Genomic DNA, 24,743 nt, shown 5'->3' with positions numbered 1-24,743 from the left:
GGGTTGGCGGAGGGCATGACTGCCAACTGCCGGGGTCTTCGGCAGGGTTTTCGGGTTCCACACCGTGCCCATGAAGCGGTACGGCCCCACGACCACTCCGGCGGCCACTGCAGCGGGCACGAGAAGCGTCAGCAGCGCGACGGCTGTCGTCGCGAGAGTCAGCGCTCTACCCCAGATCCGGTACTGGACGCTCGCATACCAACGCCGCTTGCCGCTCACTGAATTCCCCCCACGACCAGCGGTCCTGACAGACCGTCGTCCCCCCATCACGCCCGCTGCGTGATCGTCGGGAGGCTATTGATAGGGGGCGGGCAACTCAATACCCTGTGCCGGCGATGTGACCATGACGTATGCCAACTGAGTGCCTGATGTGCCTTTTCCGTGAAGTGGCGAACATCAACACCTGATGGCAAACCGGACACCACGCACACCATTCGCCGCAGCCAAACGTCAAACAATGTGGCGAAGATCACGAAAGCAAAGCATTTGCAAAAAGAGGGGGAGTTGCTAAGTGTTGTCCGGATATTCCCGAAAGCAGCGCAGGAGAAGGGAACTGACGCACCGTCTGGCGCTGATCCCCGCGCTGGCAGCGCTGTTGCTCACTGTTCCCGCTACGCCGGCAAGCGCCGACGAGTCATCCCCGAGTAATCCGATGCTGGCCGCCCAGGCCGAGGCCGTCGCCAGCGGTCACGATGCGCCCGTCGATTCCCTCACGACGGAGACCTCCACCGTCACCGCCAACCCCGACGGCACGTTCACCTCCACCATCAACGTCATGCCGGTAAGAGTCCTCAAGGACGGCGCCTGGACACCCGTCGACGCCACTCTGGCCACGAATGCGGACGGAACCCTCTCGCCTAAGGCCACGCCGAACGACGTCACTCTGTCGGGCGGCGGCAATGGCCCGCTGGTCACACAGACCAACGAAGACGGGCACAGCATGGCTCTGACCATGCCCTTCACGCTGCCCACGCCCGTCGTCAGCGACGACACCGCCGTCTACAGGTCGGTTCTGCCCGGCGTGGATCTGTCCGTGTCGGTCACCGACCAGGGCGGCTTCAGCGATGTACTGATCGTCCACGACGCCGCAGCCGCAGCCGACCCGCACATCAAGAAGCTCACCGAGGCCGCCTCTACCCAGGGCCTGACCCTCTCCGCCACGGACTCGGGCGGCATGAACGCCACCACCGCTGACGGCACCGTCGCCTACACCAGCCCGCGCCCGCTGATGTGGGACTCCAGCACTACTTCGGACGCACCGGCGACAACCGCACCCGCCTCGGACACCACGACGGCCGGCGATGCCCCTACGGCGTCCTCCGCCGACGGCCCCGGTGAGGGAGCCAACATCAACACGGTGCCGATGAGCACCACGTCCAGCGGCATCACACTGGCACCGGACACAAGCGTCCTCAACGCCCCGGACACCACCTACCCGGTGTACATCGACCCGTTCAACAACCCGGTCACCGAGGACGCCGGCCACTACGACGAGGTGTACTCCAGCTCCACCTGCTCCGACAGCCCGCAGTACGACAAGCTACAGACCAACGGCGAAGGCGTGGGCTACCAGCGCTGGGGCGGCGTCTGCGGTACCGGCCTGGAGCGCGCCTACTACACCATCCCCACTGACAAACTCGACTCCTCTATGCAGGTCTACGACGCTCAGATCACGGTGAACTCCACCTACGCCGCAAGCTGGGACTGCTCGCAGAACCAGCCGATCACCCTCCACACCACAGGCTCGATCGACTCCGGCACCGACTGGAACAACAAGCCCGACCCCATCGACGACAACTATGACCCCGTCAAAATCACGATTCCCAGTGGGGCCAACTCCGGCAGCAGCTGCAGCAACCACCCTGCGACGTTCAAGGTCCTCGCCCAGGCCCAGCGGATAGCGACCTACCACAGCGCCAGCGGCGACCACTGGACCGTCGGTCTCTTCGGCAACGAGAGCATCTCCTCCAGCAACGACGACTACCTGCGGATGTCCAGCTCCCTCAGCCTGACAGTGAAATTCGACATCCCCCCGGACGTCCCGACCAGTCTCCTAACCACGCCCCCTGCAACCGGCGCAACCGGCAACTGTGTCATGAGCGGCGACGGCTGGATCGGCGCGACCACTTATTCTGGCGCCGGAAGCAACGTCCAACTGCACGCCAAGGTCAAGTCGAACGTCTCCGGCGAGAACGTCAGGGCGGTCTTTCATGTCTGGGACCGAACCGTCCTCGACTCCAACGGCAACGCCCAGGACGAGGGCAAACCCACCACTGGCTACGTCGCAGCGGACACCGCCAGAGACGTCAGCCTACCCATCGGGTTCACCCTCAAAGACGGCCACGAGTACGGCTGGGACGCCTACGCACAGGACAACAACTCAGTTCTGAGCCTGACCTCCGACATCAGCGACCACTGCTGGTTCAAGACCGACTTCACCCCGCCGGGCACCCCGGATATCGCCGACAACTCCGATGTTCCGCCCGTCGGCACAGGCGCCACGGCCAGCGGTATCCACACCGGCAGCAAGACCAGCTTCACCGTCACTGCGGCGGACGGTGCCCCCTCCGACAGCAGCTGCATGCCCAACGCATGCCTGTCCAGCGGCGTTGACCACTTCCGGTGGCTCCTCGACAGCCAGCCCACCGCCACCACCGGCACGCCGGTGTCCGTCACGAGTACCGACAGTCGGGGCACCGCGACCGGCAACATCGCCGTCACCCTGCCCACCTGGGGCGTGCACACCTTGTATGTCGCAGCCGTCGACGCGGCTGGCAATATTTCGCAGGCCCCAGGCAGCTACACCTTCACCGTCCCCTGGAACGCCGCCACGAAGATCACCCCGGGTGACATCAGCGGCGACGGCGTCCCTGACCTACTCGCCACCACCAAGACCGGCGACCTCGAACTCATCCCCGGCAACACCGACCCCGCCCAGAGCCCTGCCCCCGCCCAGACCGGCCCCACCGCCACGACTCCCACAATCAACGGCCCGGTCCTCGTCTCGACCCCGGCCGACTCGCCTGACGGAACCGGCTGGAACAACTACCTGATTGCCCACCGTGGCAACCTGCACGGTGCTGACGTCGATGATCTGTTCGCCTTCAACCGCAAGACATCCAAGTTGTACATCGTCCCGAACGACCTAGATCCTGCCAACGACAACGCTTTTCCTCTCGTCCCCTGGTCCAACTACCCCGGCTACATCGGCAAGCGCTCCGGCGACCCCGTGGCCAAGGACCCCTGCCAGCCGACAGTTCCTGACAGCCGCTGCGCGGGCGCCGGGTACGACATCAACACACCCTGGAACATCACCCAGCTCGTCGCACCCGGCAACGTCTACGGCAACCAGCAGGGCCACCCCGCCGTCATCACCGTGGAAAACGGCAAACTATGGATCTACCAGTCCAACAACGGCAAGCACCTTACTGACCCCACCCTTCTCGGCGACGGTGACTGGTCCGGCCTCACCCTGATAGCACCCGATACCGTCGGTGGCACCCCCACCCTGTGGGCCCGTGACAACACCACCGGCGCCCTGTACACCTACTCGCTCGCCCTCGGCTCCGACGGCCTGCCCCCGCTCCTGCACGCCACCACCCACACCGCCCTGCCCCTCACTCTGCCTCCGACGACCTACCCCAAGATCGCGTCCTCCGGCGACGTGAACAGCCTCTCCGGCAGCCCGGACGGCAACCCCGATCTCTACGTAACCGACACCCACGGCGAACTGATCGAGTACCCAGGTACAGCGCCGACCAGTACCACCGCCAACTTCGCCGCCCCTGTCTCCCTGGGCACCGCCGCCAACGCCGCGACTCACTGGTGGAACCTTGACGACGGCACCGGCAACACCGCCGCCGACTGCGCCACCGCAACAGGCTCCGACTGCAGCGCCGGCCTCCCCGCGTCACTCAGCGGCGCCTATACCTGGAGCAGCGACTCGACTCGCAGTAACTACATCAACCTCAACGGCACCACCGGCCATGCCAACACCTCCGGGGCTGCCGTCGACACCTCGCGAAGCTTCACAGTCTCCGCCTGGATCAAGCTCAATTCGTTGTCCGCCAATTCGACATTCGTCTCGCAGGACGGGGCCGTCAACAACGGCTTTCAGCTGTACTACTCCTCGGGCGCCCAGGCGTGGGCCTTCGGCAGACACAGCACCGACGCGAGCGGTGCCGTCTGGCAGGCCACCTACGGCAGCAAGCCCGTCATAGGCAAATGGACACACCTGGTAGGCGTCTTCGACGCCACCAACCAGGAAATCCGGCTCTACGTCGACGGCAAGCTCACCGCCGCCAGGGACTGGACCTACACTCCCTGGAACGCGACCGGCTCCCTCCAAATCGGCCGCAAACTCTCCTCCGGCGCCTACGGCGAGTACGCCAACGCAGGCATCAGCGACATCCACATTTACAACACCGCCCTGCCTCCCGCCGACGCAGCCGCCACCGGTGACAACCCCGCCATCAGCCAACTCGACTGACCGCTGAAGTACGTTCAGGCGCTCGACCGAGACACTTCGGTCGAGCGCCTGCCAGGTCCGATGGGACGATCATGCAACAGACCTGCGTACCGAACCGTCAGAGCACACCACTACAGTTCTCGATCACTTGACCGATCCAAGAGCACCGAGGGACCGCAGTCGGATCCTCGCGCTCTCACTTGCAGAGTCGACCAATCCTCTGGGGGGACCATCATGAGACGCAGCACCTTCTTGGCAGCGGCCACGGCAACCGCACTGACCACCGGCCTGCTCACGGGCCTCACCCCGGCCTGGGCGGACGGCACCACCGGCGGCCCCGTCCTGGTCGACGCCAACGGCTGGAACGAGCCGGGTCTGGTCTTCGTGACGGCGCACTCCGACAGCCCGATCACCCGCATCACGGCCCACTTCTATCCGCTGGACGCACCAGAGGGAGCCCCGGAGGCCGGATCGACCGAGGACTTCACCCAGTACTCCGGACAGGACGCGACGTCCGGTACCTGGCGGGCGCCGGTCCACCTGGCGGACCTCGGTGACTACCGGGTCACCGTCGATCTGCAGGACGCCTCCGGCGCCACCGTCACCGGCGCCCTCTCCCCCGACCCCTTGCAGTACCGGACCATCGTCATGGTCTCCGGTCTGACCGCCACCCCGAGTGTGCCCGACTACCTCCACCAGCAGGTCTCCGTCAGCGGCACCGCCGTCGCCCGGGATCCCCGCACCCCCGACACCCCGACTCCCGCCGCCGACACGCCCGTCGACGTCGTCGCCGACACCGGACTCGGCCGGACGATCACGACCGCGACCGCCAGCCCCGACGGCCGATTCACCGCCGCCTACGTCCCCACCGAGCAGTCGTTCCGGGTGTCCGCCGCGCCCCTGGCCTCCAGCAGCTACCCGGGAGCGATCGACCTGTCGACATACCCCACCCCGTGGCTGCACACCACCCAGGCACCGGTCCGCTTCACGGCAAGCACCCACGCCCTGAACCTGAAACAGGGCGCCACCGGAACCGTCACCGGGCACGCCGAGATCCAGACCACCGCCGGCTGGCAACCACTGCCGAACACCGCGATCACCCTCTTCGGCCTCGGCTCGGACGGTCTTCCCGCCTTCGCAGTCGGCGAGACCACTACCGACGGCAGAGGCGCCTACACATTGCCCGTCTCCTCGTACAACGCCGCCCCGAACGCCGAACTCGTCGCCGGCAACAGCGGGATGCCCTTCCAGCAGGAAGCCACCGAACCCTTCAGCCTGCACGTCGCCTACACCACCCACATCGACGCGGGCGTGTCCCTGTACGACGACTCGGCCCTCCATGTGGACGACGGCTACGTCTACTACGAAGACGCACGCGCCCACTGGCCCGCCAAGCCCACTGTCACTCTGCAGTACTCGAAGGACGGCAAGAGCGGCTGGAAGAACGCCACCACCATCCCCATCAAGATCCGCCACAACAAACCCCTGACCCTGGAGACGTTCGCCCGCACCCTCACCGCGCCGGACACCGACGCCTACTGGCGGGCCCGCTTCGACGGCAACCCCGACCTCGGTACCAGCACCACCAAGCCCGTCCACCTGTACCGATACGCCACCCGCATCACCGGCTTCCACGCCTCCCCCGACGCGGTCCGCAAGGGGCAGCCGATCAGATTCGCCGGCACCCTCCAGTACAAGAAGGGCAACACCTGGAAACCGCTCACCGACGACGCCTGGCCCACCCTGTACTTCAAACCGCGCGGCTCCAGCACCTACCACTACGTCTGCGAGCTGGACACCGACAAGAAGGGCCACCTCGAGGGCATGGTGACCGCCAAGCAGGACGGCACCTGGGCCCTCGCGCTCAACCGCGAGACCGGAGACCACTACCTCAGAAGCGCCCGGGTCACCGACTACGTCGACGTCCGCTAGCCGTTGCCCGTGGTGACGGCACCTGGACCCCCCTCGTCGCCACCTTCCAGGCACCAGTCCCGGGAGACTCCACCGCCGGCAACATGGCCCTCTACCAGAACGGCACCCTCATCGGGACCGCCACCAACCTCAGCCCCCAGTACGACTCCTCCACGCCCCTCACCATCGGCGGCTGCATCAACAGCGCCTCCGCCACCACCCCCTATCTGGCCTTCCCCGGCTCCGTCGCCGACGTCCACGTCTACCCACGCACACTCTCGGCGACCGAAGTCAGCACACTGCACTGACCCACCGAAACACGGCCCGCGCCGACTCCGACACGAGCGGCGCGGGCCCGCCCACGTCCTCGGCGGCGGCCACACCCAGCCGGCGAACGGACCGACACCGTCGAACGCTCCTTGAAGACAAGCTTGCGGAGACCACCCAGGAGATCACGCCCGCCAGCGCAACCCCCCGAGCACAGGCGCGTTGCCGAAATCCAAGCGGCACACCACAGGCGCATCCACCGGGAAGCCGCCACAGAAGAGGCCCGCATCAAGTACGTCGAGACTCAGCGCGCGCTATCCACCATCGCGCCAGCCATGCCGCCGAGCCAGACCAAAACACAACCAGCCGACGGGGGCTTCATCACGCTGCCAGCTGTCACGGGCGAGTCACAAACCCCGTGGACACCCTCTCGGCACAAGATCTCGAAACAGGACATACATGTCCGCACAGGACTGGATGGACGGCCCTGGACGGCTTCTACGACATGTGCCAGGTGGTGCCCAGGGACGGGCCCAAGACCAGCACGGGGGCCTCTTCCGGCCCGTCAAAGCGGTATTGCAGGGTGTTGGACGTACTCTCACTCACCCGACTCACGCTCCCACACCTCACGACCGCCCCCATGACGGGGGGTGTGAAGGGACGGGCTGGATCAGGTGAAAGACCTCTCGGGCGGCATACCGCTTGAGGCATCGAACGACCTCACGTCGGGTCTTCCCCTCCTGGGTGCGGCGTTCGCAGTACGCCTGCGGGCGGGGGTCAAAGCGCAGCCGGGTGAACACCATGCGGTGCAGGGCTGCGTCGGCCTGCCGGTCGCCCCCATGGTCGAACGGGACGATCCGAGCTGGAGGAGGTGCTGCGTTGTCTGGTCGTCATGGTGTTTACCGACCGTGATTTGTGCTGCTCGTGATGTCCGTTCGAGTCTGTGGCGTGGGACTCCACGCTGAGGCGGACCGGTTCCTGCGCGATCTGGAAAGGTATATGGGCATCGTTGGCGCCGAGGCCCATATGCCGCTCGGGGAGCCGTGGCGGGTGGGCAAGCGCCCCTACGGCCGATCCGCGCTGTCGATCGCGGCGTCCTGCCTGAAGGGTTTCTACCTGCACCAGGCGTCCCTCGGCGGCAACGTGGACCTCGGTGAGAAGCTCGATGGCACGCGGCTGCCGGCGCGGGTGGACCGTCGCCGCTCGTGTTCCAGGCCGTCGGTCCAGGTGCCCTGGGAGCTGAGGGTTCCCGAGCCCGGCCGACCGTTCGAGCTCTGCCACGACGGGCGCCGCCACCTGCACAGCGTGGATCGGATCCGCGGCCGGCAGAGCACCGTCCCGATCGCCCGCGATGTCGCGAAGTTCCTGCGCACCCGGGGTTTCACCAGCTGACCGCCGCGGCGGCACCAGCCAGTGCTCAGGGCTTGAGCGCCACTCCGCCGTACATCCCGATCCGGTCGTCCCCGGCGAGGACCTGCTCGTCCGGCCGCCACTGCGACAGCATCACCAGGCCGGGGTCGATCGGCTCCAGGCCGTCGAAGAACGCGGCGATCTCCTTGCCGCTTCGTACGGCGGTCTTCACCGACGATCGGGCGTAGGCCTTCGCCGTCGCGCCCACCCCTTCCGGGTCCAGGTCGGCGGTCACCTGCGACAGCACCAGCACACTGCCCGGGGCGACGGTGTCCATCAGGGTGCGCACCGCGCCGTAGGGGTCGTCCTCGTCGATGACGAAGTGCATGACCGCGACCAGCAGCACCACGACGGGCCGGTCGAAGTCCAGGCGGCCGCGTACCTCGGGATTCTCCAGGATCTCCGCCGGACGGCGGACGTCCCCGGCCACGATCGTCGCGCCTGACGGCGCGGGCTCGTCGCCGTGAGCGCGGGCGTGCGCCAGGACTATCGGATCGTTGTCGACGCCGACGATCCGCGCGTCGGGCCGCACCGACAGCGCGGTCTCGGCCGTGCTGCCGGGGGCGGGCAGGCCGATGCCTATGTCCAGGAACTGATCCAGGCCGATCTCGGCCAGGTGCCGTACGACGCGGGTCAGGAAAGCGCGGTTGACGCGGGCGAAGTCCCGGACCGGCATCGCCTCCAGGGCCTTCTCCGCGGCCGCGCGATCGGCCGGGAAGTGATCCTTGCCGCCGAGCAGATACGAGTAGATGCGCGCCGGCGTGGCCGCGGTCGGGTCGATCGTCGGCGGCGTCCAGTGCGGGGCGACCAGGTCGCCGTTCAACGGCTCCGAGTCCGGCACGTCGCCCTCCGCCCCGTCGACATCCCTCCGATGACCTGAGCGTAGCGCGGGGGTCGTCAACGCCGCCGACTCGGGGTTGGAAATCGCCGCATACAACTCGACCTTGAACGTCGACCTTGGACGTCGACGGCATCAAGCCCCCTTGGGGATGGGCATGCACTTTGATGCTCCCACCGCAAGGCACCTGGTGGTGTCAAAAATCATCAACGGCGACAGCCGCATGGCTTCGAACGAACCGGTGCTCAACCTGGCTTTGACGCGCTGCTTCAAGTGCCGCTCGGAAACCGCACAGGTCATGAAGCGTACGTCGCCGCCGACGATCCCGGCCGCGCAGTCGCCGACGTAACGCATTGAACGGCTCTGGCTGTTGGCTGTAGGGCCGCAGACGACAGCGCTCGGCAGCCGCACGACGCACGATTACCCAGGCCATTCGGCCAACCTCGTTGCGGCGTGGTCGCCCCCGGTCGCCCAACAGCCTGACAGGGATCGCCCGCGCCGACCATGAGACAAGCCCCTCCCCGACGGCGTCCGGAGACAACGCGGATCCCGAGTCATGCGCGATCTGGCCGCGAATCAGCTGCGGGGCAAGGGGAGCAACTATTGCCTATGTCCTGGCCAAAGTCCTCACCCGACCCTTGACTGGTCTGGACCAATCGCGCTTTGCTGCTTGGGTCACCACTCACCCCCTACCTCTGGAGTGGCACGTGAGCACAACCATGCCCAGCGGGCCTCGCAGACGCGCCTATGGCAGGTGCATGACAGCACTGGCCGTTCTGGCCAGCCTCCTCGGCGCGTTCGCCGTCCTCGGCGCCGCGGGCTCCGCGGCCGCGGCGGACTGCGCCGCGGCCTGGAGCTCCAGCGCGGTCTACACCGGCAGCATGACCGCCTCCTACAACGGCCACAACTGGCAGGCCAAGTGGTGGACGCAGGGCGAGACGCCCGGCGTCGCCGCAGTCTGGGCCGATCAAGGAGCCTGCGGCGGCTCCAGCGGAGGAGGCACCGGCAGCAGCTGCAACTACCCCGCCTGGGTGGCCGGACAGTCCTATACGACCGGCGCCATCGTGCAGTACACCCCCAATGGCCAGTACTACATCGCCACCCACGACAACCCCGGATACGACCCCACCATCAGCACCTGGTACTGGTCCTCCTACACCTGCACAGGAGGCTCCGGTGGAGGAGGCACGGGCGGCGGCACCGGCGGATTCGTGGTCAGCGAAGCCCAGTTCAACCAGATGTTCCCGAGCCGCAACTCCTTCTACACCTACAGCGGCCTGGTGGCCGCGCTCAGCGCCTACCCCGGGTTCGCCACCACCGGCAGCGCCACCGTGCAGAAGCAGGAGGCCGCGGCGTTCCTGGCCAACGTCGACCACGAGACCGGCGGCCTCGTCTACATCAACGAGGTCGACCAGTCCGGGAACTACTGCGCGAGCGAGCCCTACGGCTGCCCCGCCGGCACCTACGCCTACTACGGACGCGGCCCGATGCAGCTCAGCTGGAACTTCAACTACAAGGCCGCAGGCGACGCCCTCGGCGTCGACCTGCTGGACAACCCCGGCCTGGTTGCCTCCGACTCGGCGATCTCCTGGAAGACCGGCCTGTGGTACTGGAACACCCAGACCGGCCCCGGCACGATGACCGGACACAACGCCATGGTCAACGGTGCGGGCTTCGGCGAGACCATCCGCAGCATCAACGGCAGCATCGAGTGCAACGGCGGCAACACCGCCGAGATGCAGGACCGCGTCAACGACTACCTCTCCTTCACCTCCGTCCTCGGCGTCCCCGCAGGCTCCAACCTCACCTGCTGACCGCCCCCGTTGGCACGTCCGACCATCAACCCTTCTCACCAACCGAACAGCCGCCTCCCCAGTGCCGGACCAATGAGGATTTCCAACCTGATTACGAGGCCGACGGGTTGACGTAGCAGAACGGCGAAGCTCCTGGTAGACGGGGTGTCAAACACGAACAACCTTCCCTGCCAGGAGCTTCGCGCAGCTCGCAGCGAGCTTCGAAGGCTGTCGCACGACTTCGCCCGACCGGGAGTCGAGAGCGGAATCGTGTGGTGCCGACGACGAGTTCGCTGAGGTTGTGGACGGTGCCGAGGAGCTTGATCTCGGCACCGACGGCTCGATGGCGTCGGTTGTCGAGGTGTCGGCCGAACCGCCGACACCACCGAGCCGGGCGAAGAACCGGCAGACCAGCCACCAGACGGTCGGCGGGGCGGTTGCCCGCCAACCGTGAACGGACGCGGACCGGAGCCGGAATGGTCAGCCGCCGTGCCGCTCGCACACGAAACCATGGTCGCCCGGCCCCAGGCCCGACACGGTGACCGCGCCGTCGACCACGGCCACGTCGCGAGCCGATGCCCGTCGGCCGTCCCACAGTGTCCGCCGGCCGGTGCGCACGATTTGCCCACGCGGGTCGCCGGGGAGGGCGACCGACCCGTGGGTATGCCCAGGCACGTGGACGGTGAGGTGGAAGGAGCGCGCGCCGCTCTCCCATTCGACACCCAAGGGGCCGTGTGGCGTGGGCAGTTGGCCTGTCGCCCAGGCGACATCGGCGGGTTGCGGGCGCACCTCCCAGGTGACGTAACCGGGCGAGGTCGGCCGGGCACCGAGCAGGTGGTGGGTCAGGGCCGGCAGGACGCCGGTGGACCAGCCGTGGGCCATGCTGGTGTAGGCGTCCTCGTACAGGGATCCGCCCGGCCCGATGCCTTCCCAGTGGGTGAGGCCGGGGTCGTTCCTGTCCATCCAGCCGTAGGTGCGGCGGATCTGGTCCAGCGCGGAGTCGGCCCGGCCGGTCAGGAAGCGGGCCTCGATCTCCGGGTAGGAGGTGAAGGCGTAGACCCGCTGGGAGGCCTGGTCGAAGAGGGTGTCGTTGTCCATGAACGCGTTCCCGTACGCCCGCTGGGTCGTCGCGTCGAGATGCGCGAGCGCCGATGCGGCACGGTCGGCGTCGGCGATGCCGGTCACGACGGCCAGGGAGTTGCCGTCCTGGGCGTGACGCGCCGCGCCGGTGGCGGAGTCCAGGTAGGCGCCCGCGTCGGCGTCCCACAGCAGCGAGTTGACGGCCTGCGCCACCTTGTCCGCCCTGGTGCTCCAGCGTGAGGCGTCGGCGTCCTGCCCCAGCAGCCGGGCCAGCCGGGCCGCGGCCTGGAGAGCCTGGACGTAGAGCGCGTTGTAGTAGGTGACGCGGCCCGTGCGGCCCAGGAAGGCGTAGTCGCCGTATCCCCCGGTGTTGTTGAGGCCCTTGCTCAGCAGGCCCGCGTCGTCGGTGACGCTGGGGTACCAGGTGTCGAGGACCTTCAGCAGGGTCGGGTAGTAGCGGGCGGCGTAGGGGCGGTCCCCGGTGTACAGGACGTAGTCCCAGCTGCAGGTGACCCAGTAGAGCGGGTAGTCGAAGAGGGGCAGGGTGTAGTTGCCGATGGAGGCGGGCGGGATCCAGCCGTCGGCGCGCTGGTGGTCGGCGAGGTCGGCCAGGACGTTGCGGGCCGCCTCGGCGGCGTCGTCGTGGGTCAGGTAGAGGGTGCGCGCGGAGACGGCGAGGTCGCCGACGTACGGGTCGCGGTCGCGCTTGGCACCGTCCTGAAGGACCAGCTTCCCTTCCAGCGAGGCGCTCCACGCGTTGCGTGGATCGACGTCGTCCTGGCGGAAGGTGTCGGTGACCAGTTCGTTGGTGTACGAGGCGCCGTACCAGTAACGATTCAACTCGTCGTCGGAGCAGAGGAACCAGCCTCGGTAGGTGCCGGGCGTACCCAGGTATGCGGTGAACTGCAGCGCGATCGAGTCGATTTCAACCGTCCCCCAGGGCTGGGCGGCAGGGCTGTCCGAGGCCAGCGCGTCGAGGCTGATCCTGAGGTAGCGGAAGCCGTGCAGTCCGTCCGCGAACACCTTGTCACCGGCCTGGAAGCCCTTGTGGTCGGTCCAGTCGGCGCCCTTCGCGGGCACGGCGAACTGATCCGTGCCCTGCCCGGCGCCGCCGGCCTGGTCGGAGCGGGTGAAGTCCGAGCGGTCGGTGAGGAATTGGCGGGTCTCGGAGAACGCCACCCGCACACCGGGGGAGTTGTCGGATGCCGAGGTGAACCGGATCTGCGGATATCCGACCACGACCTTGCCGAAGTCAACGGTAATGCCAGGTACGGGAATCGGGTCGACGGGGGCGGGCCAGACCTCGTTGATCCGCGTGAAGTAACCGTGGGAGGTGTCCTGCGCGTTCGTCACGGTGATGCGCACACGAGCGGTACTGACCTCCTCCGTGAACGGAACGGCCCTCTGGACCGCATCGTTGCCGGTGACCGTGGCGGCGGTGTGCCAGTCGCCGTCGCGCCACACGTCGACGGTGTAGTCGGTCGGCACGCCGTCGCTGTTGGAGATCACCGTGATGCCCTTCAGGGGCGTGGCCTGCGGCGCGGTGATGGTGAGGACGTCGGGGAACGCCCCCAGGGTGTCGTCGTTCCAGAAGGTGTCCGGGTTGCCGTCGATGGCGTTGGCGGCGTCGTAGGTGCGCGGCTGTCCGTCGTTGCCGTTGTTGCCGGCATGAGCCGACGAGGCCTCGGCCGTGGTGCCGTCGGGCCAGCGCGGTGCCGCCGCGGGGCTCGGACGCCGCAGGACGGATCTGGCGCCGCCGGGCTTGAGCAATGCCTCGGGCTTCTTCACGTCGCCGCTCACCGCGACGATCCGCACGGGGCGGACCGTGCGGGAGGACGGGCCCTGGACGTACCGGTGCCAGCCGGCGGAGCGCCGCGACGGGCCGCCGGTGGCGGAAGCGGAGGCCTGCTCGGCGGGGAGCGCCTCGGCCGAGGGGAGTCCGGCGGAGAGGGATATCGCCGTGAGCCCGACCGTGCCGGCCGTGGCCAGAACCGTACGCCGTGAAAGGCCTTTGTCCGGTGTGCTGTTCGGCGCCATGACGCTCCCTACTCTTCCTTGAGCAAGAATGGATTGAATCGTTTCATTCCCCGATTGCGAGGTGACGGTATCTCGAACGCGGGGCGCCCGTACAGCGTTGCGGCACGAGTAGCTTGAGAACGTGCTGAAGGCGATGACCTTGCTGCCGTGCACGAGGAAGACGCGGTTTCCGTCGGCGGCCAGGCCGACCAGGGTACGGCTTCGCGCAGCGACGTCTACGTCAGCGCGAAGGCCAGCAGGGCCGTCGTGGTGAAGTCCAGCGAGGGCTCCACGGTCTGCCAGGCGCCCACGTCGTCCACGTAGCGCGACCCCTTGCCGTCGAAGTCCGTCCAGGCTCCGGTCGGCGGCGCGGCCGTGCACTTCTTCATGGTGGGGAAGCTGTTCAACTCCGTGAGTTGCGCGGCCGCGTTGGGCCCGTTGACCACGGCGCCCCGCAGGATGGCGCCCTTGCCGTCGTGGCTGCCCCGGAGGTTGGCCAACTGGTGTTCCGGGCAGTGCGGGTAGACCTCGCCCGCACCGATCACGAAGCTGGTCCCCCAGGGATTCGCGCCGAGGGCCCAGCCGCGCTGTCGGCCGGCGAAGGCCTCGTAACGGGTGTCGCCGGTGGCCCTGGCGTACAGGCGGGCGGTGGCCACCAGGCCGAAGGTGTGCGGTACGGCGTCGAAGTCGTCGTAGACCGCGCCGGCGCCGAACGGGTCGTGCCCGGCGCGGTCGACGCCGTCGTCCAGCTGGCGGCGCAGGTCCCGGTACAGGTCCGCCTCCCCGATGCCACCCGTCCGGGCGCCGCCCAGGGCGCCGCCCAGGGCGGTGGCCAGGTCGACGTGGGCCAGGGCGCTGACGTCCGCGACGTCGAGAGTGCCCTTGACGTCAGAGTCCAGGTAGGCACGGGCCCAGTGGGCCGCGTCGGCCGTCCAGTCACCCTGCCGGGGATCCCCCACATCCCGTGCGGCAAGGGCGAGTTCGGCGCCTGCGAACTCCATGTCGTCCTGCCAGGAGTCCTCGGGGTAGAAGGCGCTCGGGAAGGCGGTGAAGAGCGGCTCGTCGGGGTCCGGGTCGGTGTCGGCCAGGTCGTAGACGGCGGCGGCCTTGTCCAGCCAGGCCCGCGCCTCCTCCGGGTCCGTGCCCGCCGCACGCTGCGCGGCGAGGGCGAAGACCGCGGCCACCCGTCCCGCCAGACTCGGGGTGATCGGCTCGCCCGGCTCGTTCGCGCGGAAGACCGGACGGTGCTTGATCGTGTAGTCGGGGTCACCGGGAGACACGTCGAGCCGGTCGTCGGCCTCCGGCAGCCGCCACACGTCGTGGTCGGTCCGTACGGCTTCGTTGCCCGCGCCGATGCCGACCTGGGCGTAGAGCGTCCCGCTGTCGTCGTCCCACATCCTGTCCAGCCAGTCCAGCCCGTGCGAGGCCTCGGCGGAGAGTTCCTCCATGTGCGGCAACTCGCGCTGGGCGAGCAGGAGTTCGGCGACCGAGTAGGAAGTGGTGCCGGTGAACTTGAGGAAGTCGCCGGCGTCGAACCAGCCGCCCGAGACGTCGGCCCGGGCGCCGGTCGGGGTCAGCCGCTCGTCGAGCAGTTCGGTGCCCTCCTCGTCGTACTCCGGATCGGCGTAGACGGTCGCGTCCTCGTCGGCCAGGTGGGACGGTCCGCGCTCGAGGGCGCCGCCGGGCAGGACGTCGGCTCCGTCGCGCTGGGCCTGGAGGAAGCGGATGTTGTCCCGGACCAGCGGGGTCATCAGCTCGCGGGCACCGGCGATCCGGAAGGCGGGCGAGCGGCCGGCCGCGGTACCGGTGAGGACGACGCGGTACGTGCCGGGAGCGTTCAGGGCGGAGAGATCGGCGGTGCGTACCGAGGGGTACTTGGCGTTCCAGCGGCCGGTGACGGGACCGAGCCGGCCTGCCGCGACCACCTTGCCCCCAGTGGTGTCGACGACCTTGAAACGGGCTCCGGCCAGAGCCTTCGAGGACCCCATGACGTAAGCCTGCTTCGTCTCCCCCCGCACATAGCCGACCTGGTCGACCCGGACGGCCACGTCGGTCGAGGGCGGTGTGCGCGCGCCGCCGATGGGCATGCCGAACAGGTTCACGGCGACGAGCACGGTGCCCAGGCCACTGACGCCCGCCGCGACCAGCAGCCCGGGGGTGCGCAATGAGTTCATGCGCCCACGGTGCCGGGGCCTTCATGAGATGACGATGAGGACGCCGGACGGGCCGGAGGCATCGGCAGCCGTAGCTCGGCGAGCAGCCCGCCGCCGGGGGCGTCCGTGAGGCGGGTGTTGCCGTGATGCAACTCGGCGACCCAGCGCACGATGGCGAGTCCGGCGCCGGTACCCGCAGCGGCCTCGGACCTCTTGGTGACCGTAACCCCCCGGCGGAACACTCGCTCCCGGTCCCCCACCGGCACCCCCGCCCCATGGTCGCGCACCGTCACCAGCCCCGGCGCGACCGTGACCTCCACCGGCGCCCCCGCCGGGCCCCCGTGCCGTTGTGCGTTCTCCACCAGGTTGCGTACCGCCTGGGCCAGCAGTTCGGGATCGCCGAGGACCACCACCGGCTCGGACGCCACCGTGGCGCTCTCGTGGTCCGGCAGTTCCTCGACCGTGGTCTCCACCAGCTGGTCCAGACGCAGGGGCACCAGCTCGACCCGCTGCGCGCCCGCCTCCAGACGTGCCCGGGCGAGCAGCCCGGTGACCAGTCGGCTCAGCCGGTCCACCAGCCGTAGCGCCTCGTCGGAGGAACCGCCCCGCTCCACCACGAGCCGCAACGTCGCCAGCGGCGTGCGCAGTTCGTGTGCCGCCTCGGCCAGGAACTGCTCCTGCTGCCCGAGCCCGCGCACCGCGGGCCGCATGGCGCGGCCGGCCCTGGACACTCGGCGCCGCGGCAGATCGACCTCCAGGTCACCCGCCCGCAGGACCGGCGGCCGCGCGGGCTGCTCCCTGCGGCACAACGCCCGTACGCGTACCGCCAGTTCGGCGAGGGCGAACGGCTTGACCAGGTAGTCGTCCGCGCCGTGCTCGAAGCCGGCCACCCGCTCGTCCACCGCGTCCAGCGCCGTCAGCAGCAGAAAGGGCAGCGCCGATCCGGTACGCCGGTGCGCGGCGAGCAGGGTGAGCGAGTCGCCGTCCGGCACCGCGCGGTCGGCCACGACACAGTCGTAGCGATTGACGGAGAGCTTGCGGTCCGCCTCCGCCAGAGTCCGCGCGAGGTCCACGGCGAAGCCCTCCCCACGCAGCCGAGCAGCGACGACGGGGCCCAGCTCGGGATCGTCCTCCAGGACCAGAACGCGCATGGCCGGGAGCTTAGACGGTGCCGGTATCGCCCGAGTGGCGCGACTTTCGTCGCGCGCGGGTGCGACGAACGGATGCTGTGTGCACGGGCGGAGGTGCCTACCGTGGGCGCGTGGATGTGACGATGAAGGCCCTCGATGTCCGGGCGGACGTCCGGAAACACCTGGGCGCGGCGGGTATGTGGCCCCGGCGGCGAATATTCGGCGAGACGGTGCTGGCCCTCGTGCTGGCCCTGCTCAGCGCCATGAGCCTGCCGGACGGGAGCGTGCTGCGGGCGGTCGCCGTGCCGGTGGCCGTCGCGGTGGCCGTGCTGCTGCGGCGGCCGTTCCCGGGGAGCGTGCTGGTCCTCACCGCGGCGCTCGCGGGCGTACTCAGTGCCTTCTGGCTCGTGCTGATGGTCGTGAGCTGGTCGGCGGGGTCCAGGATCGAGGCGCCACGGCGGGCGCTCACGCTGTTCGCGGCCTCGTACGTCCTCTACGCGGGACTCTCCCTCCAGCCGGCGGCGTTCCCGCTGTCCGCGCCGCAGACGCTGCTGTTCGCCACGCTCGGGTTCCTGGCGTCGGTGGTCGTACCCGGTCTGGCCAGTCGCTATCGCGCCCAGCGGCGCAGACTGCTGCGCGCGCTGCACGAGCAGAACGCCCAGTTGCTGCGCGAACGCGAGATGGTCGCGTCCCACGCGCGTCTGCGGGAACGGCAGCGGATAGCGCAGGACATGCACGACAGCCTCGGCCACCAACTGGCGCTGATCGCCGTCCACACGGGCGCGCTGGAGGTGGACCGGGAGCTGACGGACAGCCAGCGCGAGGTGGTCGGCGTGCTGCGGGAGGCGTCCGTGACCGCGATGCACGAACTGCGCGAGGCTGTCGGCATCCTGCGGGACGGCACCCCGGACCAGGCGCGCGAGCGGGAGGACGCACCGGAGCCCGTCACCCGGGGCGCCGCGGGGATCGACGCCCTGGTCGCAGCCGCGCAGGGCACGCGGGCGGTGGTGGAGCTCCGGCGCACGGGCGAGACACGGCCGTTGGCCCCCGCCGTGGACCACGCGGCGTACCGGATCGTGCAGGAGGCACTGACCAACGCGCTGAAGCACGCTCCGGGAGCCGCCATCGCCGTCGAGCTGCGCTACGAGCCGGACTCGCTGGTGGTCGAGGTCGCCAACGGGCCGGTGCCCCCGACGGCCGGGGACGCGGGGCGGACCGTGGTCAGCGGCGGTCAGGGCCTGACCGGGCTGCAGGAACGGGCCCGGCTGGTCGGCGGCATGGTGCACACGGGGGCCGCGGCCGACGGCGGGTTCCGCGTCGCGGGCGTACTGCCCTATCCGGGGCGGGAGACGACGACCTTCGTCGACACGGCGGACGACTTCCGGGGGCAGAGCGGAGGGCAGGTGCCCGGAGACGGTGGCGACCTCATCGACTGGTCCGGTCCGCCGGACAGGCAGAAGGAGTTCGACATCGCCATGGGAAGCAGGAAGAAGGGCCTCTGGATCGGATGCGGTGGCGCGCTGCTGGCCTTCGTGGTGCTCGGAGGGCTGGCCGTCGTGTTCATCGTCAAACTGGTGGGCGATGAGGCCGACAAGCTCATGCTCGATCCGTCGGTCTACGCCTCGGTGCGGGTCGGCGACACCGAGGCGGCCGTACGGGACAAGCTGCCGCACGGCAGGTCCTTCCTGGCCAGGGCTCTGGACAGCGACCACGGTGCTCCCCCTGTACCGCGCGGAGCGACGTGCTCGTCCTACCTGTCGAGCGGGGACTGGCCGGACGAGGGAGGCAAGGCGCCCGCCTACCGCTTCTGCTTCCGGGACGGCAAACTGATCGAGAAACGGACCTTCATGAGCACGTCGTAGCCATGAGCACGTCGTAGCCATGAGCACGTCGTAGCCATGAGCACGTCGTAGCCATGAGCACGTCGTAGCCACGACCACCTTGCAGGAGAGCTGTGATCAGGGTTCTCGTCGCGGACGACGAACCGCTCATCCGGGCGGGCATCAGGATGATCCTCACCTCCGCCGACGACATCGACGTCGTCGCGGAGGCGGCCGACGGCCGTGCGGCGGTCGAGCTGGTCCGCGCGCACGCCGTCGACGTGGCCCTGCTCGACATCCAGATGCCCGTACTGGACGGTCTGTCCGCGCTGGCCGAACTGCGCCGGGCGGCACCGGCCGTGCGGGCCCTGATCCTGACGACGTTCGGCGAGCGGGCGAACGTACTGCGCGCGCTGAGCGAGGGCGGCGCCGGGTTCCTGCTGAAGGACTCGGCACCGGCCGAGCTGATCCAGGCGGTACGGGCGGCGGCGGCCGGGGACGCGTATCTTTCGCCCGCCGCCACCCGGCACGTGGTCGACTCGCTCGCTTCCAGCAGGGCGGCAGAGCGCGGCGAGGAGGCCCGGCAGCGCCTGGAAGCCCTGAGCACACGGGAGTTGGAGGTGCTCGCGCTGCTCGGTGAGGGGCTGTCGAACGCCGACGCGGGCGCCCGGATCCATGTGAGCGAGGCGACGGTGAAGACGTATGTCAGCCGCATCCTGACGAAGCTGGGGTGCGAGAACCGGGTCCAGGCGGCGCTGCTGGCGCGGGACGCGGGGCTCGGGCCCGACTGACCCACCGGCACTCGGGGTTCATCCCGGAAGCCGGACCGTGCTGGTGGGCGGCATCGGAGTGGCCCTGCCCTGCCTCGGCGTCCTGGCCGGTACCGTCCTCGGCGGCCTGGCCGGTAGCGTCCTCGGCGGCCTGGCGACCATCGGCTACGCCGCCTACCAGGGCTGACACCCCGGTCATCCCCCTCCCGGCGGTGGCCGGCGGCTTCGCGGGCGTGCTCCTGATCGGTATGGCCGCCGGCGTCCGCCCCTCCATCAGAGCGACCTGGCTCAGGCCCACGGAAGCCCCGGCGACGGCGTGAATGCGGGACTCCCCTTACGACTGCAGGCCGATGCGGCCCGAGCGACAGGAGACTTGGATGACGGACATGCCCAGCGAAACCGAATGCCCGCAGTGCCACCACACCTTCGACACCGGTGCGATCCGTCCGGTGGACCCCGGCGTGGTGCGCTGGCTGGCCGAGGAACTGACCTGGTCGGGCCAGCAGCCCACCGAGCGGGTGTACTCCGACTACCTGTACTCGGCCGGCGAGACCCCCGTTTCACGGCAGCGCTTCGTCCAGGACCTCGACTACCTGGGCGTGCCGGAGACCCAGGCCCCGGACGGGACGCGCATCCTGACCAGAAGCTGACCGCTGCGGCGAAGGCCTGGGCAGATTCCGGCAGGGCGCGCTATGGCCGGCACGATGAGGTGGGTCAGCGCCGATGAGCGTGTTCGGGGTATGGCCAGGCATACCCCGAAGACGGGGCCTGGCCGGCAGGGTCCGTGCGTTGCGGGCGGTTGGCGTTGTTCGCGTGCCCGGAATCCGCAGACCGTGTGAGAGTCGATGCAGGGGCGCCGGTTCCTCTTGGGCGCTTGGCCGTGGCGTGCGCTGGGATACCTGCTGGCGTCGGTGCCGCTGATGTTGTCGGCCGGTGTGGTGATCGGGACACTGACGCTGCCGTGACTCATGACCTGGTCGCAAGTCGTCCACGGAGCCCAGGTTTCACCAGTCGGCCTGCTCGCCTCGGTGCTGGGCGGGGGCGTGCTGTTCATCGCGAACCGGCCGGATCGTGGGTGCCCCGCACCTGGGGACAGAGCGGCCTGGTTCCGGTTCCGCCGCGCGACGAACCTGATGGTCGGGCGGCTGCCGTAGCCGCCTGACACTCGCCTCGGACCCGCGTCGACGCGCACTCGCGCAGCGGACACACCGATGAGGCGACTCCACCGAGGAGCACGCAATGACCATCACCGGCACCGCCACCGGCACCGGCACCGGCACCGTGAGCTGGAACCCCGAGGCCCTCGACGAGATCCTCTCGAACGACGAGGGACGTCCCGTCCTGTTCACGAATGCCCGGATCCTGACGATGGACCCGTTGATCAGAGCCATGGTCGGCGCCGACATCCTGTTCGTCGGCTCGCTGATCGTGGGGGTCGGCCCCGGCATCGTCACCGCTGCCGGGGACGACAACGCCATCGTCGTCGACGCCACCGGCATGACCGTCGTCCCCGCCGTCATGGACGCCATCGCGCTCACCGGCGGTCGCGGCCATCGCTCCGAGTACGTCGCGACACTGGCACCGGGCAACACCGCCGACTTCCTGGTGGTGCCGGACGAAGTCGCCGACGACGTGCCGGGCGCGGTGGCCACCCTCCTGTCCCGGCCGGAGCAGGTCCGTGCGGTCGTCGCGGCCGGCCGTCCGGTCCTGTGGGCCGGTACCGCCGTCCCCGGCCGAGCCACCGCCTCCGAGACGGGCATCCCGGCCGCCGCCGACCTGACCGGCAGCCCGCGTGTCGGCGTCTGGATCGACCGGAACGGCTTCCTGCACCAGGAGCTCACCGCCGACGGCCGTTACGACGAGACCCGGGGCGGGCGCCCGCACGCCTACCAGGGCCGCTACTGGATCGACGGCGACCGCATCGACTACCTGGACGACCTCGGCTTCTGGGCCTACGGCGAGTTCCGGGGCGACGAACTCCACCACGCGGGCTACGTCATGAAGCTCGGCTGACCTTCCCTCCCCCGCCGCTTCCCCCCGGGACCGGGCGACGATCGCCGGGCCTCCCCGGACGGCCGACAGGACGATCAGGAGAGCACGGAAAGTGGGGATGGTGAAGGGGCTGAAGTGGTGGCACCGGGTGGTGTTGGTGGTTTGCCTGTGCGCGCTCGCGGTGCCGCTGTGGTTCGCCGCGAGGAACGCCTACCGGTTCGTCGTCGGTCACCGGACGACGACGGAGGGATACGTCCACTGCGACTGGGGCGGCCCGTGCCGGGGCACGTGGCATCTGCCCGGCGGCCGGCAGGGGCGGGGTGACATCGAAGGCCTGACCTTCCAGGACGACGAGGAACTCGTGACGGACATACCGCTGTACGCAGGCCAGGACTGGGCCGTGGCCGACCGCTCCGACCTGCTGGTCCACGCGGCCCTGGAATTCGGCGGCACCGCGATCGGCACGGCTCTGGTACTCACGGTCGCCTGGATCAAATCCAGAGATCTTTGACGCCGAGAGTGCGCCTGTCCGGCACAAGCACGAACCTGCCGAAAGTCATTCGTGCAGCTCAGAGACCATCTGCCCCGCGCGCGGGCCGTACCTCACGAACGGCACCACCGGCTTCCCTGCGATCACCAGGGTGTTCGCCGGGCTGTGTGCTCTGCGGGTGCGCCACCGAGCCGGCCGTTCTGGATGCTGGTGCCGGTGGTTGCGGTCCGGGCGTCTGGTCTCGTTGTCAGTGGTGGGCGGCAGGATGCGGGGCATGACAACACCGGTAGCAGAGATCACGGATGTCGCCGCCTACGCGCGAGCGGTCGAGGAGGCCGTCGGGGCGGCGGCCGCGTACTACGCGGGCGGGACGTCCCCGCTGGACGACGACGCCTACGACCGGCTGGTGCGCGAGATTGCCGCGTACGAGGACGGGCATCCCGAGCAGGTGCTGTCCGGCTCCCCCACCGGAAAGGTGGCCGGCGGCGCGGTGGAGGGCGATGTCCCGCACACGGTGGCGATGTTGAGCCTGGACAACGTGTTCTCCCCGGAGGAGTTCACCGCCTGGACCGAGTCCCTGGCCCGCCGTGTCGGGCACGAGGTCACCCGCTTCCACGTCGGGCCGAAGCTGGACGGACTCGCGATCGCCGCCCGCTACACCGAGGGCCGGCTCACCCGGCTGGTCACCCGAGGGGACGGGACGGCCGGGGAGGACGTCTCGCACGCGATCGGCACCATCGAGGGGCTGCCCGAGCAGCTGGCCGAGCCGGTCACCGTGGAGGTGCGCGGCGAAGTCCTCATGACGACCGACCAGTTCGAGTACGCCAACGAGGTGCGCACCGACCACGGCGGGCTGCCGTTCGCGAATCCGCGCAACGCCGCGGCGGGCACCCTGCGGGCCAGGGAGCGCCTCTACACCGTGCCGATGACGTTCTTCGGCTACGGGCTGCTCCCCCTGCCCGGCACCGGCCCGGCGCTGGCCGGGCAGCTGACCGCGTCCGCGCACAGCGACCTGATGCACCTGGTCGCGGAGCTCGGTGTGCACACCAGCGCCCGCACCCCGGTCCCGGACACCGTCGCCGGATCCGTGGAGCAGGTCCTTGCCCGGGTGGCGGAGATCGGCGCGGTCCGTGCCGGGCTGCCGTTCGGCATCGACGGCATCGTCATCAAGGCCGACCTCGCCGCCGACCAGCAGGCCGCCGGATCCGGGTCACGCGCACCCAGGTGGGCGATCGCCTACAAGCTCCCGGCCGTGGAGAAGATCACCCGGCTGCTGGCGGTGGAGTGGAACGTCGGCCGCACCGGGATCATCGCCCCGCGCGGCGTCCTCGAACCGGTCGTCATCGACGGCTCCACCATCACCTACGCCACCCTGCACAACCCGGCCGACATCACCCGCCGCGACCTGCGCCTGGGCGACCAGGTCATGGTCTACCGCGCCGGTGACGTCATCCCCCGCGTCCAGGCCCCCGCCGCCCACCTGCGCACCGGCGACGAGCAGCCCATCGCCTTCCCCCAGGCCTGCCCGCGCTGCGGATCGGACATCGACAGGAGCGAGGAACGCTGGCGGTGCACGCAGGGCCGCAACTGCCACCTGGTCGCCTCCCTCTCCTACGCCGCCGGCCGCGACCAGCTCGACATCGAAGGCCTCGGCACCACCCGCGTCGTCCAGCTCGTCGACACCGGCCTCGTCAGCGACCTCGCCGACCTGTTCACCCTCACCCGCGAGCAACTGCTCGGCCTGGAACGGATGGGGGAAACCAGTACCGACAACCTGCTCGCAGCGATCGTCGTGGCCAGGCGGCAGCCGCTCTCGCGGGTGCTGTGCGCACTCGGGGTGCGCGGCACCGGCCGCTCCATGTCCCGCCGCATCGCCCGCCACTTCGCCACCATGGACAACATCCGTGCCGCCGACGCCGAGACGATGCAGCAGGTCGACGGCATCGGGGTGGAGAAGGCCCCCTCGATCGTCGCGGAACTGGCCGAACTCGCCCCGCTCATCGACAAACTCGCCGCTGCGGGAGTGAACATGACCGAGCCCGGCGCCACGCCGCCCGTCCCCGCCGACGTGGCGAGCCCCGACGGCGAGACGCCTGTGGCCCCCGCAGAGGCTCGTCCGCTGGCCGGGATGACCGTCGTCGTCACCGGCGCGATGACCGGAGTCCTGGAGAAGCTCTCCCGCAACGAGATGAACGAACTCGTCGAACGCGCCGGCGGCCGCTCCTCCTCCAGCGTCTCCAAGAAGACCACCCTCGTCGTCGCCGGCGAGGGCGCCGGATCCAAACGCGCCAAGGCCGAACAACTCGGCATCCGCCTCGCCACACCCGACGAGCTCGGCGCTCTGGTCGCCGGCTACCTCGACTGAGGCCCCGGCACAGCATGTTCCGCAGCTCACATCGGTCTGTACGACGTGAACGGGAACAAAGGTACGGCGGTTGACCGTTCATCTGTATGTGACCGCGGAGGGGACAGTGTCCCCGGGCCTCACCCATAGCCCATGGGGACGATCGTCCGGCTGAAGCCCCATGGAGCCTGCCGCCGAGAGGCGACCGCCCTCCGCATGTCACCACGCAGGGCCCCGGCTGGTCTCCCCCGTCCAGCCGGG

Annotated in this window: 18 protein-coding genes and 1 pseudogene; 14 read left to right on the top strand and 5 right to left on the bottom strand. The window is 69.4% G+C overall.

Going from position 1 to position 24,743, the window contains the following annotated elements:
* Positions 1-652 precede the first annotated feature (652 nt).
* The 3 genes from ACFWPS_RS01215 to ACFWPS_RS01205 all read left to right on the top strand — a co-directional run bounded on the left by ACFWPS_RS01215 (position 653) and on the right by ACFWPS_RS01205 (position 6,687).
* On the top strand, positions 653-4,489 hold the full coding sequence (locus tag ACFWPS_RS01215) for a LamG domain-containing protein (protein ID WP_383699517.1): 3,837 nt from the start codon (positions 653-655) through the stop codon (positions 4,487-4,489).
* Between the two features lie 213 nt (positions 4,490-4,702).
* A complete protein-coding gene (locus tag ACFWPS_RS01210; protein ID WP_383699515.1) occupies positions 4,703-6,400 on the top strand; it encodes a hypothetical protein in 1,698 nt (565 codons plus the stop codon).
* Positions 6,319-6,687, top strand: coding sequence for a LamG-like jellyroll fold domain-containing protein (locus tag ACFWPS_RS01205; RefSeq protein WP_383699799.1), 369 nt, complete (start codon positions 6,319-6,321; stop codon positions 6,685-6,687). The genes ACFWPS_RS01210 and ACFWPS_RS01205 overlap by 82 nt, the downstream gene beginning before the upstream one ends.
* A gap of 463 nt (positions 6,688-7,150) precedes the next feature.
* On the opposite strand, the pseudogene ACFWPS_RS01200 reads toward ACFWPS_RS01205, so the two are convergent.
* Positions 7,151-7,288 (bottom strand): annotated as a pseudogene (locus ACFWPS_RS01200) (3-oxoadipate enol-lactonase); the annotation flags it as partial.
* A 357-nt stretch (positions 7,289-7,645) separates the two neighbouring features.
* Between ACFWPS_RS01200 and ACFWPS_RS01195 the strand changes: the two are divergent.
* Positions 7,646-8,038, top strand: a complete 393-nt coding sequence (locus tag ACFWPS_RS01195; RefSeq protein ID WP_383699513.1) for a hypothetical protein — start codon at positions 7,646-7,648, stop codon at positions 8,036-8,038.
* Positions 8,039-8,063: 25 nt separating this feature from the next.
* On the opposite strand, the gene ACFWPS_RS01190 is transcribed toward ACFWPS_RS01195, so the two are convergent.
* A complete protein-coding gene (locus ACFWPS_RS01190) occupies positions 8,064-8,897 on the bottom strand; it encodes an SAM-dependent methyltransferase (RefSeq protein WP_383699511.1) in 834 nt (277 codons plus the stop codon).
* Positions 8,898-9,000: 103 nt separating this feature from the next.
* Between ACFWPS_RS01190 and ACFWPS_RS01185 the strand changes: the two genes are divergently transcribed.
* From ACFWPS_RS01185 to ACFWPS_RS01175, 3 genes are all read left to right on the top strand, one after another.
* Entirely contained in the window at positions 9,001-9,243 is a 243-nt protein-coding gene (locus ACFWPS_RS01185; protein ID WP_383699509.1) for a hypothetical protein, read from the top strand.
* Positions 9,244-9,652: 409 nt separating this feature from the next.
* Positions 9,653-10,708: a glycoside hydrolase family 19 protein gene (locus tag ACFWPS_RS01180; RefSeq protein WP_383699507.1), complete on the top strand. Its 1,056-nt coding sequence runs from the start codon at positions 9,653-9,655 to the stop codon at positions 10,706-10,708.
* Between the two features lie 280 nt (positions 10,709-10,988).
* On the top strand, positions 10,989-11,141 hold the full coding sequence (locus tag ACFWPS_RS01175; protein ID WP_383699505.1) for a hypothetical protein: 153 nt from the start codon (positions 10,989-10,991) through the stop codon (positions 11,139-11,141).
* Positions 11,142-11,167: 26 nt separating this feature from the next.
* Here the strand turns inward: ACFWPS_RS01175 and ACFWPS_RS01170 are convergent, their stop codons facing one another.
* From ACFWPS_RS01170 to ACFWPS_RS01160, 3 genes are all read right to left on the bottom strand, one after another.
* Positions 11,168-13,804, bottom strand: a complete 2,637-nt coding sequence (locus tag ACFWPS_RS01170; protein WP_383699503.1) for an alpha-L-rhamnosidase C-terminal domain-containing protein — start codon at positions 13,802-13,804, stop codon at positions 11,168-11,170.
* 215 nt (positions 13,805-14,019) lie between these two features.
* On the bottom strand, positions 14,020-15,957 hold the full coding sequence (locus tag ACFWPS_RS01165) for a glycoside hydrolase family 9 protein (RefSeq protein WP_383699501.1): 1,938 nt from the start codon (positions 15,955-15,957) through the stop codon (positions 14,020-14,022).
* Positions 15,954-17,087: an ATP-binding protein gene (locus ACFWPS_RS01160; RefSeq protein WP_383699499.1), complete on the bottom strand. Its 1,134-nt coding sequence runs from the start codon at positions 17,085-17,087 to the stop codon at positions 15,954-15,956. Before ACFWPS_RS01160 ends, ACFWPS_RS01165 begins: the two co-directional genes overlap by 4 nt.
* Before the next feature lie 122 nt (positions 17,088-17,209).
* On the opposite strand from ACFWPS_RS01160, the gene ACFWPS_RS01155 reads away from it, so the two are divergent.
* The 7 genes from ACFWPS_RS01155 to ligA all read left to right on the top strand — a co-directional run bounded on the left by ACFWPS_RS01155 (position 17,210) and on the right by ligA (position 24,503).
* Positions 17,210-18,928 carry a sensor histidine kinase gene (locus tag ACFWPS_RS01155; protein WP_383699797.1) on the top strand — a complete coding sequence of 573 codons (1,719 nt, stop codon included), beginning with the start codon at positions 17,210-17,212 and terminating at the stop codon, positions 18,926-18,928.
* A 92-nt stretch (positions 18,929-19,020) separates the two neighbouring features.
* A complete protein-coding gene (locus tag ACFWPS_RS01150; RefSeq protein WP_383699497.1) occupies positions 19,021-19,677 on the top strand; it encodes a response regulator in 657 nt (218 codons plus the stop codon).
* Between the two features lie 43 nt (positions 19,678-19,720).
* Positions 19,721-19,843 (top strand): hypothetical protein, encoded by a 123-nt coding sequence (locus tag ACFWPS_RS01145; RefSeq protein ID WP_383699495.1) that lies wholly within the window; start codon positions 19,721-19,723, stop codon positions 19,841-19,843.
* 190 nt (positions 19,844-20,033) lie between these two features.
* The gene (locus ACFWPS_RS01140) at positions 20,034-20,306 is read left to right on the top strand and encodes a hypothetical protein (RefSeq protein ID WP_383699493.1); all 273 of its coding nucleotides are present in this window, start codon (positions 20,034-20,036) and stop codon (positions 20,304-20,306) included.
* A gap of 589 nt (positions 20,307-20,895) precedes the next feature.
* Entirely contained in the window at positions 20,896-21,669 is a 774-nt protein-coding gene (locus tag ACFWPS_RS01135) for an Atu4866 domain-containing protein (RefSeq protein ID WP_383699491.1), read from the top strand.
* 97 nt (positions 21,670-21,766) lie between these two features.
* Positions 21,767-22,159: a hypothetical protein gene (locus ACFWPS_RS01130; protein WP_383699795.1), complete on the top strand. Its 393-nt coding sequence runs from the start codon at positions 21,767-21,769 to the stop codon at positions 22,157-22,159.
* A gap of 253 nt (positions 22,160-22,412) precedes the next feature.
* Positions 22,413-24,503: an NAD-dependent DNA ligase LigA gene (ligA, locus tag ACFWPS_RS01125; RefSeq protein ID WP_383699489.1), complete on the top strand. Its 2,091-nt coding sequence runs from the start codon at positions 22,413-22,415 to the stop codon at positions 24,501-24,503.
* Positions 24,504-24,743 lie beyond the last annotated feature (240 nt).

It is taken from the genome of Streptomyces sp. NPDC058457 (assembly GCF_042720695.1).
Taxonomy (GTDB): Bacteria; Actinomycetota; Actinomycetes; order Streptomycetales; family Streptomycetaceae; genus Streptomyces.
This window is presented reverse-complemented; position numbering and strand designations above follow the sequence as displayed.